The organism is Alteromonas oceanisediminis, assembly GCF_018474025.1.
GTDB classification, from domain to species: domain Bacteria; phylum Pseudomonadota; class Gammaproteobacteria; order Enterobacterales; family Alteromonadaceae; genus Alteromonas_E; species Alteromonas_E oceanisediminis.
In genome coordinates this window covers 439,521-455,874 of the sequence record NZ_JAHCTA010000003.1, presented here as the reverse complement: position 1 = coordinate 455,874, position 16,354 = coordinate 439,521, and the positions used below count along the sequence as shown (strand labels likewise).

Annotated in this window: 17 protein-coding genes; 10 read left to right on the top strand and 7 right to left on the bottom strand. The window is 48.2% G+C overall.

The window, feature by feature from the left end; genetic code table 11:
* Together galT and galK are read left to right on the top strand one after the other, a co-directional pair.
* The coding region (gene galT, locus KIU71_RS17810) for a galactose-1-phosphate uridylyltransferase (RefSeq protein WP_250207331.1) at nucleotides 1-583 on the top strand (583 nt) is incomplete at its 5' end.
* Entirely contained in the window at nucleotides 576-1,757 is a 1,182-nt protein-coding gene (galK, locus tag KIU71_RS07515) for a galactokinase (RefSeq protein ID WP_250207330.1), read from the top strand. The genes galT and galK, both read left to right, overlap by 8 nt.
* On the opposite strand, the gene KIU71_RS07510 is transcribed toward galK, so the two are convergent.
* The 4 genes from KIU71_RS07510 to KIU71_RS07495 form a co-directional block, all read right to left on the bottom strand.
* Nucleotides 1,758-2,627 carry an SDR family oxidoreductase gene (locus KIU71_RS07510; protein WP_214130569.1) on the bottom strand — a complete coding sequence of 290 codons (870 nt, stop codon included), beginning with the start codon at nucleotides 2,625-2,627 and terminating at the stop codon, nucleotides 1,758-1,760.
* A 287-nt stretch (nucleotides 2,628-2,914) separates the two neighbouring features.
* Complete coding sequence (gene groL, locus KIU71_RS07505; protein WP_214130568.1) at nucleotides 2,915-4,561, bottom strand: chaperonin GroEL; 1,647 nt, start codon at nucleotides 4,559-4,561, stop codon at nucleotides 2,915-2,917.
* A 35-nt stretch (nucleotides 4,562-4,596) separates the two neighbouring features.
* Nucleotides 4,597-4,887: a co-chaperone GroES gene (locus KIU71_RS07500; RefSeq protein WP_214130567.1), complete on the bottom strand. Its 291-nt coding sequence runs from the start codon at nucleotides 4,885-4,887 to the stop codon at nucleotides 4,597-4,599.
* Between the two features lie 206 nt (nucleotides 4,888-5,093).
* Nucleotides 5,094-5,630: an FxsA family protein gene (locus tag KIU71_RS07495; protein ID WP_214130566.1), complete on the bottom strand. Its 537-nt coding sequence runs from the start codon at nucleotides 5,628-5,630 to the stop codon at nucleotides 5,094-5,096.
* Between the two features lie 175 nt (nucleotides 5,631-5,805).
* On the opposite strand from KIU71_RS07495, the gene cutA reads away from it, so the two are divergent.
* From cutA to KIU71_RS07460, 7 genes are all read left to right on the top strand, one after another.
* The gene (cutA, locus tag KIU71_RS07490; protein WP_214130565.1) at nucleotides 5,806-6,126 is read left to right on the top strand and encodes a divalent-cation tolerance protein CutA; all 321 of its coding nucleotides are present in this window, start codon (nucleotides 5,806-5,808) and stop codon (nucleotides 6,124-6,126) included.
* On the top strand, nucleotides 6,123-7,925 hold the full coding sequence (locus tag KIU71_RS07485) for a protein-disulfide reductase DsbD (protein WP_214130564.1): 1,803 nt from the start codon (nucleotides 6,123-6,125) through the stop codon (nucleotides 7,923-7,925). The genes cutA and KIU71_RS07485 overlap by 4 nt, the downstream gene beginning before the upstream one ends.
* Complete coding sequence (locus tag KIU71_RS07480) at nucleotides 7,900-8,763, top strand: M23 family metallopeptidase (protein WP_250207329.1); 864 nt, start codon at nucleotides 7,900-7,902, stop codon at nucleotides 8,761-8,763. The genes KIU71_RS07485 and KIU71_RS07480 overlap by 26 nt, the downstream gene beginning before the upstream one ends.
* 155 nt (nucleotides 8,764-8,918) lie before the next feature.
* A complete protein-coding gene (gene aroQ, locus KIU71_RS07475) occupies nucleotides 8,919-9,356 on the top strand; it encodes a type II 3-dehydroquinate dehydratase (RefSeq protein ID WP_214130563.1) in 438 nt (145 codons plus the stop codon).
* Between the two features lie 14 nt (nucleotides 9,357-9,370).
* Nucleotides 9,371-9,826, top strand: coding sequence for an acetyl-CoA carboxylase biotin carboxyl carrier protein (gene accB, locus KIU71_RS07470; protein WP_214130562.1), 456 nt, complete (start codon nucleotides 9,371-9,373; stop codon nucleotides 9,824-9,826).
* A 13-nt stretch (nucleotides 9,827-9,839) separates the two neighbouring features.
* A complete protein-coding gene (accC, locus tag KIU71_RS07465) occupies nucleotides 9,840-11,183 on the top strand; it encodes an acetyl-CoA carboxylase biotin carboxylase subunit (RefSeq protein ID WP_214130561.1) in 1,344 nt (447 codons plus the stop codon).
* A gap of 446 nt (nucleotides 11,184-11,629) precedes the next feature.
* Entirely contained in the window at nucleotides 11,630-12,505 is an 876-nt protein-coding gene (locus KIU71_RS07460) for a hypothetical protein (RefSeq protein ID WP_250207328.1), read from the top strand.
* Here the strand turns inward: KIU71_RS07460 and htpX are convergent.
* A complete protein-coding gene (htpX, locus tag KIU71_RS07455; RefSeq protein ID WP_214130559.1) occupies nucleotides 12,488-13,363 on the bottom strand; it encodes a protease HtpX in 876 nt (291 codons plus the stop codon). The genes KIU71_RS07460 and htpX overlap by 18 nt on opposite strands.
* 292 nt (nucleotides 13,364-13,655) lie before the next feature.
* Between htpX and KIU71_RS07450 the strand changes: the two genes are divergently transcribed.
* Entirely contained in the window at nucleotides 13,656-13,823 is a 168-nt protein-coding gene (locus KIU71_RS07450; RefSeq protein ID WP_214130558.1) for a DUF6435 family protein, read from the top strand.
* A gap of 15 nt (nucleotides 13,824-13,838) precedes the next feature.
* Here the strand turns inward: KIU71_RS07450 and KIU71_RS07445 are convergent, their stop codons facing one another.
* Nucleotides 13,839-14,093, bottom strand: a complete 255-nt coding sequence (locus tag KIU71_RS07445) for a TIGR03643 family protein (protein ID WP_214130557.1) — start codon at nucleotides 14,091-14,093, stop codon at nucleotides 13,839-13,841.
* A gap of 87 nt (nucleotides 14,094-14,180) precedes the next feature.
* Nucleotides 14,181-16,304: an exonuclease domain-containing protein gene (locus tag KIU71_RS07440; RefSeq protein WP_315853262.1), complete on the bottom strand. Its 2,124-nt coding sequence runs from the start codon at nucleotides 16,302-16,304 to the stop codon at nucleotides 14,181-14,183.
* Between the last annotated feature and the right edge of the window lie 50 nt (nucleotides 16,305-16,354).

The following is a 16,354-nucleotide window of genomic DNA, read 5'->3' as shown; positions in this document are numbered from 1 at the left end:
GCAGCGACACCTGCCAACCATTGCGCAACACAAGTTAACAAACCTCACAGACTACTTTCAACAGCATGGTTCACCACTGCTTTACGACTACCTGCAACGTGAACTGGGTCAGGAGCAACGGGTGGTGTGTCAAAACAGTCACTGGGTGGTGATTGTGCCTTATTGGGCCGCATGGCCCTTTGAAACATTAGTATTGCCCAAGCAACATATAAGCAGTATGGCCGATATCAGTGCCGAAGCCAGCACCCGTCTCGCCGCGATACTCGGAGATATTACCGCTCGCTACGACAATCTTTTTCAAACCTCTTTTCCTTATAGTATGGGATGGGCAAGTGCGCCGGTCTTACGTCACTTGCCATCGGGACTTAAAGCTCCCATACCACAAAGCCAAGTTGATGCTGCATGGACGTTACACGCGCACTTTTACCCACCCTTGTTGCGCTCGGCCAACGTGAGAAAATTTATGGTGGGTTATGAAATGTTTGCTGAAAGTCAGCGCGACATCACGCCAGAGCAGGCTGCTGAGCAATTGAAAATGCAATCCAATGTGCACTATTTGAGTGGAGCTCCTGACAATGCTTAGTGAAGAAGTTCGACCCGATCCCCAATTCATGCAACAAAAGGTCATTCAGGGGTATGAAGCCGTATTCGGCCAAAAGCCGGATCTGCTCTCGTTTGCGCCAGGCAGAGTCAACTTGATCGGGGAACACACCGATTACAACCGAGGTTTTGTGCTTCCGATAGCCATCGACAGAGGTACCTACATCGCCGCAAAAGTGAGAAACGATGAGCAGGTATGTGTGTATGCATTAGACTTTGATTGCCAATCAGACAGTTGTTCACTGAATGAACGTATCGCGCCCAGCCCATTTGGTTGGGGGAACTACGTGCGAGGTACGTTGGTAGAGCTGCGCAATGCCTATCCACAGATAGGTGGCCTTGATATGGTGATCAGTGGTGACGTGCCTCAAGGCGCCGGATTGAGTTCTTCAGCTTCGTTGGAGATAGCCCTATTAGCCGTATTCCGAGATGCCTATCATTTGCCTCTGACAGGCGTTGAGGCAGCAAAACTTGCTCAGCGAGCAGAAAACAAATTTGTGGGTTGTGCGTGCGGAATTATGGACCAGCTAATTAGTGCGCAGGGGAAGTCAGGGCATGCCATGCTACTTGATTGTGCGGACTTGAGCGTTTCCCACACCAAAATCCCTGAGGATTATGCGGTGCTTGTCATCAACAGTCATGTGAAACGAGGCTTAGTTGACAGTGAATACAACTTAAGACGCAAGCAGTGTGAGCAGGCCGCGCAGTGCATGGGAGTAGACAGTTTGCGGAGTGCAAACTTAACAGACTTACACGCATCACGAGAGAGCTTGCCGCCGTTAGCGTATCAACGAGCACACCACGTGATCACGGAAAATCAGCGTGTACTGGACATGTTCAACGCGCTACAAACCGGTAGCTTAGACAGCATCAGTCGGCTAATGGCTTCGTCCCATCGTTCAATGAAAGAGGACTTTGAGGTCACCGTTGAACCGATTGATACACTGGTGGAAATAGTGAAATCGGTGATTGGGAGTCGTGGGGGCGTGAGAATGACCGGCGGCGGATTTGGCGGTTGCGTAGTGGTTGTTACCACACCGGAGTTGGTCGCACAGGTGGAGCAGAAGGTAACCCAAGTTTACCCAAAAATGACGGGTCTACAGCCCAGCTTCTATCAGTGCAGCGCCCAGCAAGGCGCATTTAGTGAGCCTAAATAGCTACGGAGCAGGGCCGTCCCACTCACCAATGCCCATTTGTTGCATTACATCCTTTCGGATAGGTTCTACAGCGTCATTGACTTTTTGTAGACCAAAATCCAGACCCGCAATGGTTCTCAGCGGACGGCTGCCCACGGGCTGGTTGATCAGGTGTTCGAAAGTTTTCACGACGATCATCGGGTCTGTTGGCGCGTTTTCATCCTCAAAAAGTGTGGTGACTTGCTCGGCAAATCCATCCATAAACTGAGTGATATGTTCATAAGCAGAAGCGATTTCTTCATCCGAAGGCTTCACCACGTTTGCGAAGAAGCTGGTTGAGAATGGGCCAGATTCAACAATGGCGACATCAATCCCTAATGGGGCCAATTCGTAGCGCATAGCTTCGCTAAACCCCTCCAGCCCCCATTTACTGGCATGATAAACACCGAAGCCTGGAAAGGCCCCTCGCCCAGCGGTTGAGCTGACTTGAATGATTAGCCCTGATTGCTGAGCGCGCATCAGCGGTAGAGCCGCTTTAGCAACCCGCATGGTACCCACAATATTTAAATCCAATTGCGCCAATACAGCCTGTGACGAAAACGCTTCGATCGGACCGCCATAACCGAGGCCTGCGTTGTTGATCACAACATCCAGCGAGGAAACATGAGTGAATGCCTCTGCCACACTGTCATCTGATGTAACGTCCAGCTCAAGGACGTCAATCTTAACGTCATTATCCTGTGCATAATCATGTAAAGCCTGAGCTGAAGAAGCATTTTTCCCTTCTGTGTTACGCATGGTGGCGTACACATGATGCCCAGCAGACGCGAGATATTTCGCTGCGTCAAACCCAAAACCCGAGCTACAACCAGTGATAAGTATTGCTTTCATGAGCCTTCCTTTGTCTTTGATTAGTGAACGTTGTTGAACGAGCAGATTCCACTCACAGGGCGTTGCTCACGGCAGCGTAGTCTTAAAAAGGACTTTCCATACTAAAAGGGAAGATACTGACGACGTCACAGCAAACGGTGAAAGTGATGTGAGTAAAAAACATACAGCAATGCGGTTGGCAGAGCAATGTAATTAGGTAAGAGGGGCTATTTGCGTCATCCAAAAAATAGAACCCCCAATGCCTCATGACATTGGGGGTTCTAAGGAGCAGCGGTTTGGCTGGCAGATTACATCATGCCGCCCATGCCACCCATTCCACCCATGCCGCCCATATCTGGCATGGCTGGCTCATCTTCCTTTGGCGCGTCAGTCACCATGGCTTCAGTGGTGATCATCAAGCTTGCGATAGAAGCTGCAAACTGTAACGCAGAGCGAGTGACTTTAGTTGGGTCAAGGATACCCATCTCAATCATATCGCCGTATGTGTCGTTACCGGCATTGTAACCGTAGTTACCTTCGCCGCCTTTGACACTGTTGGTGACCACAGACGCTTCTGCGCCGGCGTTGGAAGCGATTTGACGTAATGGTGCTTCCATCGCGCGCAACGCGAGTTTAATACCGTGAGTTTGGTCTTCATTGTCACCTTTCAGGTCAGCAATTTTCGCTGCGGCTCTGACAAGTGCAACACCACCACCGGCAACCACGCCTTCTTCAACCGCTGCGCGAGTTGCGTGCAACGCATCTTCAACGCGGGCTTTTTTCTCTTTCATTTCAACTTCAGTCGCAGCGCCCACTTTGATAACGGCAACACCGCCAGCAAGTTTGGCTAAACGCTCTTGAAGCTTTTCTTTGTCGTAGTCAGAGGTTGAGTCTTCAACTTGTGCACGGATTTGAGCACAACGACCTTGGATCGCATCTTCTTCACCGGCGCCGTCAACGACTGTGGTGTTGTCTTTGCTGATCACAACGCGTTTCGCTGTGCCTAAGTCTTCAAGCTGAACTTTTTCAAGCTCAAGGCCGATCTCTTCAGAGATAACCGTACCGCCAGTCAGTACCGCAATGTCCTGCAACATCGCTTTACGACGGTCACCAAATCCTGGCGCTTTAACGGCAGCAACTTTCACAATACCGCGCATGTTGTTCACAACTAGTGTTGCCAGTGCTTCGCCTTCAACATCTTCTGCGATGATCATTAATGGTTTAGATGACTTAGCCACTGCTTCTAACGTAGGCAATAGCTCACGGATGTTAGAAATTTTCTTATCAACCAATAAGATGTACGGGCTGTCGAGTTCAACCGTGCCATTCTCTTGATTGTTAATAAAGTATGGAGACAGGTAACCGCGGTCAAACTGCATACCCTCAACAACGTCAAGCTCATTTTGCAATGCCTGACCTTCTTCAACCGTGATCACACCTTCTTTACCAACTTTATCCATTGCTTCAGCAATGATTTCACCGACTTCTAGGTCAGAGTTGGCAGAAATTGTGCCGACTTGAGCGATGGCTTTGCTGTCTGCACAAGGCACAGAGAGGGTTTTAAGTTGATCAACTGCAGCGATAACCGCTTTATCGATACCGCGTTTCAGGTCCATCGGGTTCATACCCGCAGCAACGGCTTTCAAGCCTTCTGTAACGATAGCTTGCGCAAGTACAGTGGCTGTTGTTGTTCCGTCACCTGCTTCATCATTAGCTTTAGAAGCAACTTCTTTAACCATTTGCGCGCCCATGTTTTCAAACTTATCTTCAAGTTCGATTTCTTTCGCGACTGAAACACCGTCTTTTGTGATCGTTGGCGCACCAAACGACTTATCCAAAACAACGTTACGACCTTTCGGGCCTAAGGTTACTTTTACTGCATTTGCCAGAATGTTTACGCCTGCAAGCATCTTCGTGCGAGCGTCATTACCAAAACGGACTTCTTTAGCTGCCATTTTTATATTCCTCTAAAATCTGTGGTTTAAAAGTCTTACTCTACGATTGCGAGAATGTCGCTTTCGCTCATGATGAGTACTTCCTCACCGTCTAGCTTTTCGGTTTTAACACCATAACCGTCGTTGAAAATAACGGTGTCGCCAACTTTTACGTCAAGCGCTTTGACATCACCATTCTCAAGCACGCGACCATTTCCCACTGCAATGATTTTGCCGCGAGTTGATTTTTCTGCTGCTGAACCCGTCAGAACGATGCCGCCTGCAGATTTGCTTTCTTGGTCGTCGCGCTGAACAATAACGCGATCATGTAAAGGACGAATTGCCATTTTCAAATCTCCTGAAAATATTGAATTACTGGGTTTTGAATGATTCTCGGCACGCCGAGTTGTTAAATGGCCATCACTGACAAATGTTCCAGTAATGACACAAAATCTTTTCTGCACGCATAGATGGGTATGCCCTTGTGGAACTCAAGGTTATTTTGTCGAAAAAATTAAAAAAAATGACTTTATGAAATACAAACGCCGTCAGGTTATCGACGGCGTTGGTTATCACTGTTGTGATTATCGTCTTGAGGCGTATTTAACCTTTCATTATCCGTCGCGTGGTATTCCCCTTCGATGATGTCACCGTCTGCGTCGGATGACTGTGCAGTGCCTTGCTTAAATCCGTGTTGATTAAACTGCCCTGTCGTAAATGACGCCGAGACGTTCGGACTCGCAACCATTTTTGCCATTAACGATTTAGCAAAAAACTTACGCGTTGGCGGCAGGGTAAACAGTAAGCCAATAAAGTCGGTGACGAAACCAGGCGTGACCAGCAAAACACCGGCGATCACGAGTAATAAACCCTGCGCCATTTCCTCACCCGGCACCTTACCTTGCTGCATCTTTCGTTGGGCCGTTGTGAGCGTAGAAATACCTTCGCGCTTTACCAAGTACGCGCCGACAAAAGCGGTAAATAAAACGATTGCCACGGTGTTCCAGCCACCAATAATCTCACCCACATGAATGAGCACTGCAATTTCCACAATGGGCATTACAGCGAATAAAATAAAAAGTTTACCCAAACCAATTCTCTTTCACTACGTTCTGTAAACAAAGATAGGGCTAAATGCCGTAACTTCAATGCAGATACCGTGGATAGTCGAATATTTGCGCTCTGACACCGTCCATCACATGGTGGCCCGAACAACTAATTGATATCATCACTGAAATTGTTTATTGCTACGTCAGGTCAATCCAGTGAACCAAAATACAATTTGCTTAGTGCTGTGTACCGCTCCGGATAACGCCACTGCACAACGCATTGCTCAGGGTTTGATCGAGAACCGTCTCGCTGCCTGTGTCAATGTATTTGATGATGTGACCAGCGTATATCGCTGGGAAGGCAAAGTGGAGCAGTGCAACGAATCACAATTGTTGATTAAAACGCAACATGAACAACTTGATGAAGCAGCAAAGTTAGTGTCGCAGCTTCATCCTTACGACGTACCCGAGTGGGTGGTTTTAGATGGCCGAGCAAGCCCATCTTATTTGAACTGGATGAGAAGTAGTCTTACATGAAATATAGAAACGCCTTATTGTTAATTGCCGCCTTAGTTCTGTCTTTTCCTTGGGCGTGCGAGGCACAAAGCGTCGACGACCCGCTCGGTGATTTGTTTTCTGATGAACCTGAGTTTTTACAAGAAGCACAGGCTTTCCAATTTGATTTTTCACAGCAAGGCGATGAGTTGCTGATCACTTTCGATATTGCCGAAGGTTACTACCTGTATAAGAAGCAGTTCAAAACTGTGACCAAAGATGTGACTTTGGGCGAGCCCAGTTTTCCCCCGGCGGTTGAGATAGAAGATGAGTTTTTCGGTGTATCTGATGTGTTCTTTAATGAACTATCGGTGTCTTTCCCCATTATAACCGCACAGCAGGATGGCTCAGTAAAGTTACGCTATCAAGGCTGCGCCGAAGCAGGTTTGTGTTATCCACCCACGGTTAAAGTGATTTATCTGGATGCCGTCAATACAACGAACGCAGACAACGCTTCTGAGCCAGCTGACAAAGTTGAGGGCGTGTCTGAACAATTTGCCTTAGCAGATAGACTTTCCTCCGAACAGGGGCTTGCGCTGACCCTATTGGTGTTCTTAGCGTTAGGCATCGGGTTGGCATTTACCCCGTGCGTTTTCCCGATGTACCCCATTTTGTCGGGGATTGTGATTGGCCAGGGCAAGCAAATCAAAACATCGCGTGCATTTTTATTGTCGTTCATTTATGTGCAAGGGATGGCCATCACGTACTCTATATTGGGCCTCATTGTGGCCTCGGCGGGCGTCAAATTCCAAGCCGCGTTGCAGCACCCTGCGATTCTGATTGTGCTGATTGTATTGTTTGTATTACTGGCGTTGGTGATGTTTGGCGCGTATGAATTGCAACTGCCCAGCAAGTGGCAGGAGAAGCTCAATGGTCTAAGTAATGACCAAAAGAGTGGCAGTTTATTCGGTGTCTTTGTGATGGGCATGATCAGCGGTCTAGTCGCATCACCTTGCACTACCGCTCCATTAACCGGGATATTGTTGTTTATTGCGCAAAGCGGTGATTTATTACTCGGCTTTGTCTCGTTATATGCACTGAGTATTGGTATGGGGATCCCGTTGATCATATTTGGGATAACCGGTGGGAAACTACTGCCTAAAGCAGGCAACTGGATGAACGTAGTCAAGACCACGTTTGGCTTTATGATGATGGCCGTAGCCATTCTGTTTTTGGAGCGCTTATGGATTAGCGTATGGACCGATATCATGTATGCGGTGTTGGGTTTCGCCACCTTCACGTACTTCTTCGTCATCAATCAAAATAGTGCGCTAACCTTCTGGAAAGGCGTACGGACCTTTGTCATATTTGCTGGCCTCTTAGGCTCTGCGTTGTACGGTTACACTGCGCTGAGTCCGCAAAGAATGGTCGCAAGCGGAAGTGCTGGCGAGGCCGGTGTGAGTGAAAAAGGGCATCCAGAATTTGTAGTGGTTAGAGATTTAGCTGACTTTGAAGCGAAGCTTGGCAGAGCAGTGGCCGACGGAAAAAGTGTGATGGTGGACCTGTACGCGGATTGGTGCGTAGCGTGTAAAGAGTTCGAAAAGTATACCTTTCCTGATCCTGAGGTGGTGGATGCCCTGAGCAACACCGTGTGGATGCAAATCGATTTGACTGACAACACGCCAACGAGTATCGAGTTTCAGGAACAGTTTTCGGTCTTAGGATTACCGACGATCCTGTTTTTTGATAGCTCAGGCAACGAAATAAAATCGGGCCGTGTGACTGGCTTTATGCGCGCTGAACCCTTTGCTCAACATGTTTCACGTATCCTTCCCAAATAATCAAACCTTCGAGCGGCAGCGCATGTGTGCGTTGCTGGTCAGATTCGTTGTTGTGTTATCAGTGCTCTCTGGCAGTGCCAAGGCTACCACCTTCGTCGACGAGTTTTCTGGCTGCTTCGACGACTGGTGGTGCGCTGAACAATCCAGCCATCATCAACACGCTGTTTTGGTGTTACAGAATCGCACTCGTTTTCCTGTGGTGGTGACCACGGAATTCTGGTGGCGCAATGCAATTTCCGTCGATAATCAACCTTTACCCAAGCATATGACGGTGTCGCTTGGGCCTGAAGAGCGTGTTGAACTGGTTGTGATAAAACCGCGACAACTCAACCAGACCACGCGCGTGTACTCGCGCTTTCATTGGGTAGGCGGGGTACTTAACGCCACACACGATGATACCTATCGGTATCAATTGCCCTTCGCGCCAGAACAGCAGTACCGCATGGTGCAGGGCTTTGGGGGAGGGTATAGCCATACCGGAGCATCTCGCTATGCTGTCGATTTTGCCATGCCAGTGGGAACGCCGGTACATGCAGCGCGAGGAGGCTTGGTTATCGACACGGAGCAGAGCCACAGGCAGGGCGGCGCATCAAGGCGCTACGCAAAGTACGCTAACTACGTTGTGATACTGCACAGCGATGGTACTACGGGTGAATATTATCATCTGCAATTTAATGGTGTTGCGGTTGAAACCGGCGAGGAGGTGAGTGCGGGTGATATGCTAGGCTATTCTGGCAATACCGGTTTTAGTTCACTGCCGCACTTGCATTTTGCGGTTTACTCAGCGCGCGCCTTTGGTGAGTATCAGTCGATACCTTTTCAATTTTTACCTCATTAGACCAGTATTTTGCTGCGATCTTGCGACCAACGTCTATAATCATTCATCAAATAAGACTCTCAGTCTACAATGTGACCAACGCATCCAGTTGTTTGCAACAACACTGAGGTCAATGTTAAGTTAATTGCAATTTCGCAACAAATGGCGACGAAGTTTTGAATATATTGCTACTGAACGGCCCTAATCTGAATATGCTGGGCAAAAGAGAGCCTGACACCTACGGTGTGCAAACACTCGATCAGATTGTGAGCACGGTACGTGAGCATGCTGAGGCCATGGGACACAAGTTTAGTGCTTTCCAGTCTAATGCTGAGCATGAACTCATTGAACGCATTCACGCGTCACATGAGAAGGTGGATGGCATTTTGATCAACCCGGGCGCATTCACGCACACAAGTATCGCGTTACGCGATGCGCTGCTCAGTGTTGCTATACCTTTTGTTGAATTGCATCTATCTAACGTGCATGCCAGAGAGCCCTTTAGGCAGCACTCCTACCTTTCTGACATCGCAGTGGGTGTGGTGTGTGGTTTTGGCGCGAACAGCTATTTATTGGGCCTCAACGGCCTCAACGATTATTTACAACATCAGTAGAGTAGAGACAGATTATGGATATTAGAAAGATTAAAAAACTTATTGAGTTAGTTGAAGAGTCAGGTATCTCTGAGTTGGAAATTACTGAAGGCGAGGAGTCGGTGCGCATTCACCGCGGCTCAAGCCAGCAGATGATGCAGGCGCCTATGCAGTATCACGTGCCAGCGCAACAAGCCACAGCTGCGACACAGACCGCGGCTGCGCCAGAAGCAGAAAAACCTGCTCCTGCGATGACTGGCCACGTTGTTAAATCACCGATGGTAGGTACGTTCTATCGCGCCTCTTCGCCGGAATCGAAGCCTTTTGTCGAAGTAGGACAAAGTGTGAATGTAGGTGACACATTGTGCATCGTTGAGGCGATGAAAATGATGAATCAGATCGAATCTGACAAAGCGGGAATCGTTCGTGAAATTCTGGTCGATAACCAAGATGCTGTTGAATTTGACCAGCCCATGTTCATCATCGAATAAGTAGGCACTCGCTATGTTAGACAAAGTATTAATTGCCAATCGTGGGGAGATCGCCTTGCGGATCCTGCGTGCGTGCAAAGAGTTAGGCATTAAAACGGTTGCCGTGCATTCCACTGCCGACCAGAATTTAAAGCACGTTTTATTGGCCGATGAATCCATTTGTATCGGCAAACCATCAGCCAAAGAAAGTTACCTGAATATTCCGCGTATTATTGCTGCGGCTGAAGTCACAAATTCGGTCGCCATACATCCCGGTTATGGCTTTTTAGCAGAAAACGCTGAGTTTGCTGATGCCGTAGAACGTTCCGGTTTTGTATTCGTTGGCCCGACCGCAGACACGATTAACCTGATGGGTGATAAGGTTTCAGCGATTGCTGCTATGCGTAAAGCTGGCGTGCCTTGCGTGCCCGGTTCCGATGGCCCACTGACCAGTGATGTTGAAAAGAACAAAAGCATCGCTAAACGCATCGGCTATCCCATTATCGTTAAGGCCGCCGGAGGTGGCGGTGGCCGAGGCATGCGGGTCGTGCGTGGTGAGCATGAGCTGATCAAAGCCATTGAAACGACCAAGGCTGAAGCTGGGGCCGCGTTTGGCAACGATGTTGTGTACATGGAAAAGTTTCTTGAAAACCCACGTCACGTTGAAATCCAAGTACTGGCAGATGGTCAGGGCAACGCTATTCACTTGGCTGAGCGAGACTGTTCAATGCAACGTCGTCATCAGAAAGTCGTTGAGGAAGCACCCGCGCCGGGAATTTCCGAGCAAATGCGTAATAAAATAGGTGACCGTTGCCGTCGCGCTTGCGTTGAAATCAATTATCGCGGTGCAGGGACATTCGAGTTCTTGTACGAAAACGGCGAGTTCTATTTTATTGAAATGAATACGCGTATTCAGGTTGAACATCCGGTCACTGAGATGATCACGGGCGTTGATCTGATAAAAGAACAACTGCGCATCGCTGGCGGGCAACCTCTTTCGATTGATCAGTCACAAATTCAAGTACGTGGCCATGCAATCGAGTGTCGCATCAACGCAGAAGACCCAGCGACTTTCGTACCTAGCCCCGGTAATATCAATATGTTTCATTCGCCGGGCGGTCTTGGCGTGCGCTGGGATTCGCATATCTACGCAGGCTATTCGGTACCACCGTTTTATGATTCGATGATCGGTAAGTTGATCACCTATGGTGAGAGTCGGGATGAAGCTATTGCGCGTATGCGACACGCGCTGGATGAATTGGTTATTGAAGGGATTAAAACAAACATACCGTTGCAACGCCAAATCATGGCAGACGAAAACTTTTTCGCCGGTGGAACAAATATTCATTATTTGGAGAAAAAGCTGGGCATCGGATAACGTTCCGTTACGCCTAACATCCATCATCGACCACCTCAATAAGGCGTCGATGATGGAAGCTATAAACTATCAATTAGCCAATAATCAGACCGCCATTGTATTAAGTTCACCTAAAATATCGCCTAAATCATTCGTTCATTTGACACTGTCAGCCTTATGCTGATGTGCTTGCATAGCAAATTTCTATGCGCGTCGAATAATCTTTGTTGCATAATACGATCAATAATGTGTGCAGATGAGTTAACCGGCTTTTAAATCGTTTCAAACACGGGTACGCGAACACAGTGATCGATGAATAAAGTAACTTATCCCGAATTCAGGTTAACTAAAACCAGAGATATCAACGGTTGACCGTTTCGGTTACGAAGATGTTTTTTTAATTTACGAAACAGGACACTATGCGATTTTATTTTTTCAAGCTAAGGACAGCCGCTTGCTGTCTAATCTTGCTATCTGTTATTCAACCAGCGCAGGCTGATTTCTCTCAGAAACTGGATGTGCAGACGCGCGTTGATGAACGCTCAGGGCGCGAGGTTCGCTATCAATATAGGGTTCGCCACTATTCACAGTGGGCTTTTGATAAACAATGGAGCCTGAATGGTTTTATTGTGACGGGAGATGATTTCGCTTCCAGTCACAACACCTTCGACAGCGCGATTAACGACAAAGTGTATATTCGGCGCGTGTATGCTCGCCACCAAGGCAGTTATGGAAAAACGGAAGTGGGCTTTATTCCAACGTACAAAGGCAGAGTCTCATCAACGGGGCTTTCCAAAGATGGATGGATTGCTGGCGTCAGGCACGTCAGAGAGTTGGGGTTCGACAATCAATTGGAAGTCGTCGTTGGCCAACTGAATAATTTTGATCCGGCACATGCATTGGACGCACCGGATGATATTGACTACATCGAAATTGAATACTCGGCTCGAATGAGCCAACGAAACAGCTATGAAATCAGTTTAGAGCGGATGACTGAGGCAAACTTTGTGAGAACAGAAGTTCGTCATCGTTTACGTTCAGATCTAACCTTGTTTGCTGAACTAGTGCAGCGCCTCGATGAATACAAAGTGAAAACGGTGCTCGGTGTGGATGGTACTTTTACCCTGTTGGGTACCGAGTTAGAGTACTTTAGCTATTATTCCTACGTGGGTGAAGGGTTTGGCGCAAGAGCTGAATTAACCGAAGACTTTCTCGGTTTCGGGCATGGTTTCTCAGCCGAACTGAGTGCAGACATTCAAGACACTCAGTTCGGGTGGTTCATACGCTACGATGGCGTTGACGATCAATCCAGAGTATTGGCTGGCTTAAGCTGGTCGCTTTAGCGCAGCAATCCTATCTTCCAGCGGTGGATGGCTGGCAAATAGTTTCTGTACCTTCCCCGCACTGATGGCGAAAGCCGCCATTTCGTCCGGCATTTTGTCTGGCGCGTTATCGCTTTTTAGCCGTTGTAAGGCAGCAATCATTTGGTTTCTGCCAGCCAAGCTGGCTCCGCCCGCGTCAGCGCGGAATTCACGATATCGACTGAACCACATGACGATCATTGTGGCAAAAAAGCCGAGTACGACTTGTGCAACCAAAGAAACAATAAAGAAGGCAGGGCCATGGCCTCGCTCGACTTTAAAAACCACTCTGTCAACAATAAAGCCGATCACGCGTGATAGAAACACAACAAAGGTATTTACCACGCCCTGTACCAATGTAAGCGTGATCATATCGCCATTCGCCACGTGCGCAATCTCATGCGCTAAAACGGCTTCAGCTTCGTCCTCTGTCATCTGCTGTAATAGACCGGTACTTACCGCAACCAGCGAATTATTCTTTGATGCACCTGTCGCAAATGCGTTGGCTGCAGGGCTTTCGAAGATACCCACTTCCGGCATGCCAATCTTGGCTTTCTTTGCCAGCACCGATACGCGATCCAACAACCATTTTTCAGTGGCATTGCGCGGGGTTTCTATGACGTATACCCCCATGGTTCGCTTAGCCATAAACTTACTGATCAGCAGCGAGATGATGCTGCCGCTAAACCCAATCACTGCAGAATAAATCAACAATGCTGAAAGGTTTAGGTCCACACCATTTTCCTGCAATAAGCCATCAATGCCTAACAGGCGAAAGGTGATGCTCAACAACGCCAGAATGGCAATATTCACCGCAATAAACAAACCGACTCGCAACATGTATTCAACTCCAATCGTTGAGAATTAACCCCAGTAACGGCTCATAATATTGGGCTAGTTCACGTATTGTGCAATAGGAATAGAGAATAAAAGACAAAAAAAAGGCCCACCAAGAGGTGGGCCAAACAGCAAGAACGCGTACACACTTCAACAGTGCAAAATAGTTACGCCCTAATGCGGAATTTGGATCGTTTAAGTTGAATTAAAACCGCTCGGCCTTGGCGTACTTCGCCCGGCAACTGATCGTCTCTAGCCAGAGCAGCGTAATCATTTCTTTTATTGAGAAATGCTTATGTTTGGCTTATTTAAATCCGACCCGACGAAGAAACTCCGTAAAGCTTATGACGCGAAGCTTGAGCAGGCAATGCACGCGCAGCGCAAAGGCGACATTAGACTGTATTCTCAGCTTACTCAAGAGGCCGAGGCACTGTGGAAAGAGATTGAGTCTAAGCAAAAATGACCGGCATAACGCGGTCTAGCGTTTGCCCGCCGGTTTATACTGGGTCGGGCAATAGCCTCTGTCTACATCGGGGCTGCGCAATTTCAGGTGCTTTGTGTTTCTTCCTGATACCCGAGCACGCCAATTATTGAATGTTTTTCGTTTAATATTCGCTCGCATCAGTGCAATAACCTGAGGCTCACTCAGGCCATACAAATCTTCAATGGCCTCAAAAGGGGTGCGGTCTTCCCAAGCCATTTCGATCACGCGAGAAATATCAGATTGGTTCATATCCCTGTGGCTACTCGGTGGTTTCAATGATGCTGTTGTCATGCCGTTATCGGTCAATAAATGATGAGATGATTACGGGTTGAATCGCTATTCGGATTTGTGCTCTGCATCATGCGCTAAACTGAGCAGCTCGGCCGCCGCTTCAGCATCCGAAAGTGCCCTATGGTGCCTTGTCATCTGAATACCGAAATGTGCGGTCAGATTAGCGAGAGAATAAGACCGCAAACCAGGGTGTGTGCGACGCATCTCTCTGACGGTACACAACTTGGGGCGACGGTAGAATTGCTCCAGCCGAGCGAACTCCTGTTTGATAAAGCCATAATCAAATTGCACATTGTGCGCAACAAAAATGCAGCCTTTGGTAAATTCATCAATAGCACCTGCCACCTCAGAGAACAGCGGAGCGTTGGCGACCATCGCGTTGCTTATTCCGGTGAGCGCAGTGATGTTCTTTGGAATTTGGCGTTGAGGGTTGACCAGAGATTGCCATGTCGACACCGTTTCACCGTTAACACGCTTGACGATACCGACCTCGGTGATCCTGTGCGCCGCAGCACGACCGCCTGTCGTTTCAATATCAACGACAGCGTAAGGTTGCATTGGATCTCGCACCCATTGGACGGTTGTTATTTGAACGCGGTATCCCGCGTTTTCAAGCTTAGTTAATGAGATCAGCTGGTTGCGCCTGAGCTGGTCGCCCGGTGCTTTAATTTCTTCGAAGCGGAGTTGGCCATTCTCAATCACCATGATGTCTGGGTAACCATCGCGTAAGCTGGCGTAATCCTGTGTCATTTGGCGTAGCATGTGCTGCCACATGGTTGGTGAACTGTGTTCTACCAACAGCTTTATATTGTCTAACAATGAACGGTGCCAGCGGAACAGGCTGTTAACCTTTCCATAATGTGCAGCACTGGCTTTCAGTAAGAATGTCATGGTGCTGGAAACGCTGTGCAGTTGTGTGAGTCGTTCTTCAACCGCCAGGCTGTGATCGCGATAAAGCCGGTTTTCGGTGAGTACGCTAGGGCGTATGTCAAATTCATTGACCAGCCCTTTTGCATCCTGTTCATAGAGGATGTCCCAAAAAATGAGCCCGAAGAAACTTAACCACAATGCGTTCTCGGTTCGCTTTGCAATGAGGCCGTGGCGCTCATAAAAATTAACCACGCCTACTTCAACACGATTTATATACATCTGATCGATCGACAGTGTGCGTGCAGCTCCTCGCAGCATGTCAGTCATTCGGCTAGTGGTTTTTTTATGGTACTTGCGCGCTAAAAAGTCTTCTGCAAAGGCCAGTAGTTCTTCACTGGGTGGATCGGCGATGATGTTTTCCAATTCAGATTCGACAAAGGCTTTGTTGTCTTGTTTGTATAACTCCCGCAACCATTTTTCTTGCGCTGCATCGGCTTTTGAAAGCGACAGTGCCTTCAAAGCGTACGGCGGGTCTTGCGTTAACATGGCTTTGCCCAGTAACCATAAACAGTCATCTTTGTAGCGCTCGGCAAGCGTACCAGCGGCCTCGGGTAAATCATCCAGACTGACCTGTTGAGGGGCTGCTCTGAGCTGTTCGCGCCATTGAGCATAAGTAAAAGCCGATTGTGCTGCCCGCCCAGACTCAAACCGACAGCCCTGCTGTTCGCTGTCTTTACGCGTTCGCATGATACCCATGTCGCGCATGGAAAATTGATTCAATTGACCACGTAAACTGCCGAAGTAAATAAACAAAAAATATCGCATGGTGTGCGAGAAGTTGCGCATCAAATACGCATTGAAAGTGCCAGTTCGCGCTGCCGTGTTAAAACTTACATGACGCGACACATAATCGACTAATGCCGCTTTGTTGGCGGTTGTTTTTACAGTGCACTGGGGCAGGAGTTTTAGCGTTTTAACTAATTCTGGTTTGGTCAATTGCGGCCACACACTGTTGAGATCACTGCCATTGACTTGTCGAAACCAGCCGGCGTCAGTGAGTTCATTAATATGCTCTTCCGGCGACACTATTTCGTCGTAATGCAGGCTTGTTACCGCAATCAACTCGTGCTTGCGATTCGCCGCACGGGCAACGACACATTGAGCATCGTGAGGCAATGCAAAGTAATCTTCGAGCCATTGTTGGTGTTCGGCAGTCAGCAGTTGACTATGATGAGTTTGAATGCAGCGAAGAAACTCCATCATATGGTCGAGATAGTAAAAGGTGGGTAGCTTTTTCACACGGTGCGCAGTTAAACTGTTTAAATATACAGTATCAGTAAGTAGGTGGT